Source organism: Mesorhizobium captivum (assembly GCF_033977165.1).
Lineage (GTDB): Bacteria > Pseudomonadota > Alphaproteobacteria > Rhizobiales > Rhizobiaceae > Mesorhizobium > Mesorhizobium captivum.
The window spans coordinates 1-1,363 of sequence record NZ_JAVIJB010000115.1 but is presented as its reverse complement, the minus strand read 5'-3'; the positions used below and the strand labels follow the sequence as shown (position 1 = coordinate 1,363).

The following is a 1,363-nucleotide window of genomic DNA, read 5'->3' as shown; positions in this document are numbered from 1 at the left end:
TGGACTGCACCCCTGTTGTGAGACAGGGAATAGGTGACAGCGTTAGCGTTAGGCCGCACGGGGCTGCTGCGCAGCAGCCCCGTGCGGCGTCCAGTTTGCCTCGAACTCCACCGGCGGTCGATAGCCGAGCGCCGAATGCAGTCGTTGGCGGTTGTAGATCTGCTCGATAAAGGCGCCGATCTGCTGGCGCGCCTCGTCGATGTCGCGATAGTCGCGGCCGTCGACTTCCTCCTGCTTGAGTGTCTTCATGAAGCTCTCTGCCTTGGCATTGTCGTAGGGGTTGCCGACCCGGCTCATGGAAGCTTGGATGTCGTGTCGTGCGAGCACGGCACTGTATTCGGCACAGGCATATTGGACGCCGCGATCGGAGTGATGGATGAGGCTTCCGGGCTGCGGACGGCGTGCCTCCAGCGCCATGGTCAGCGCCGCCACGGCCAGGCTGGCCTCCAGATGGTCGTCCAGAGCCCAGCCGATGACACGGCGGCTGAAGGCATCAAGCACGACGGCGAGGTAGGCGAACTCCTCGCGCAGCCGCACATAGGTGATGTCGGCCACCCACAACTGGTCGAGACCGGTCACAACGAGGCCGCGCGCCAGGTTCGGCACCACCTGCCAGCCGTGCCTGGATGCGGTCGTGACCGGCACGAACGGCTTCTTCCTCAGGCACAAGAGGTTGTCCTCACCCATGATGCGCAGCACCCGCTTGTGGTTCACCACAACGCCTTCGCGCCGCAACTGCCAAGTGATGCGCCGATAGCCATACGAGAGGCTGTTGGCCAGGGCGACGCGCTGGACGGCGTCGCGCACGCAAGTCTCCTCCTGGCGCGGCGCCGAGGCCTGAAAGTGCCGATAGTAGCCGGCCCGGCTGACGCCAGCCAGCGCGCACATCCTTTCGACGCTGAGTCCGCCTTGCGGCCGAGGGGTCGTCATCGCCGTGATTGACGCGTAGACGAGCTCGCGCCAGGCCCGTCGCTCGGCTGGCGCTTCTCCCCGACTTGCCGCAAGGCTTTGCGAAAAAAATCGAGCTCCAGCTCCTGCTGGCCGACCTTGCGCTCCAGTTCGACTATGCGGGCCCGCGCCTGCGCAAGATCGGCAGGCTCGCGGGGCGGCCCAACCGCGGCTGTTCTGGGGTGCTGCCCAGGTGATCGCAACGCCGCTGCGCCGCCGCTCAAATACTTGGCCCGCCAGTGATAGAGCAGCTTCTGCACCACCCCCAGCTCTTTAGCCAGGGCCGCCACCTTCTCTCCCGCCAGCATCCGCTCAACGGCAGCCAGCTTCACCTCTCGGCTAAATTTCCGTCTTTGAGGCATCAGTCCCTCTCTCAGGACTGTCCCTTATATCCTTGTCTCAGTTTTGGGGTGCA

2 protein-coding genes are annotated in these 1,363 nt (G+C 64.7%); both read right to left on the bottom strand.

Going from position 1 to position 1,363, the window contains the following annotated elements; all coding sequences use genetic code 11:
• Positions 1-48: 48 nt before the first annotated feature.
• Entirely contained in the window at positions 49-930 is an 882-nt protein-coding gene (locus RFM40_RS33520; RefSeq protein WP_320279053.1) for an IS3 family transposase, read from the bottom strand.
• Positions 927-1,310, bottom strand: coding sequence for a transposase (locus tag RFM40_RS33515; RefSeq protein ID WP_320230402.1), 384 nt, complete (start codon positions 1,308-1,310; stop codon positions 927-929). Before RFM40_RS33515 ends, RFM40_RS33520 begins: the two co-directional genes overlap by 4 nt.
• Positions 1,311-1,363 lie beyond the last annotated feature (53 nt).

Coding starts and splice junctions, on each gene's coding strand:
- RFM40_RS33520 (WP_320279053.1), bottom strand. CDS start 930: ATGACGACCCCTCGGCCGCAAGGCGGACTCAGCGTCGAAAGGATGTGC.
- RFM40_RS33515 (WP_320230402.1), bottom strand. CDS start 1,310: ATGCCTCAAAGACGGAAATTTAGCCGAGAGGTGAAGCTGGCTGCCGTT.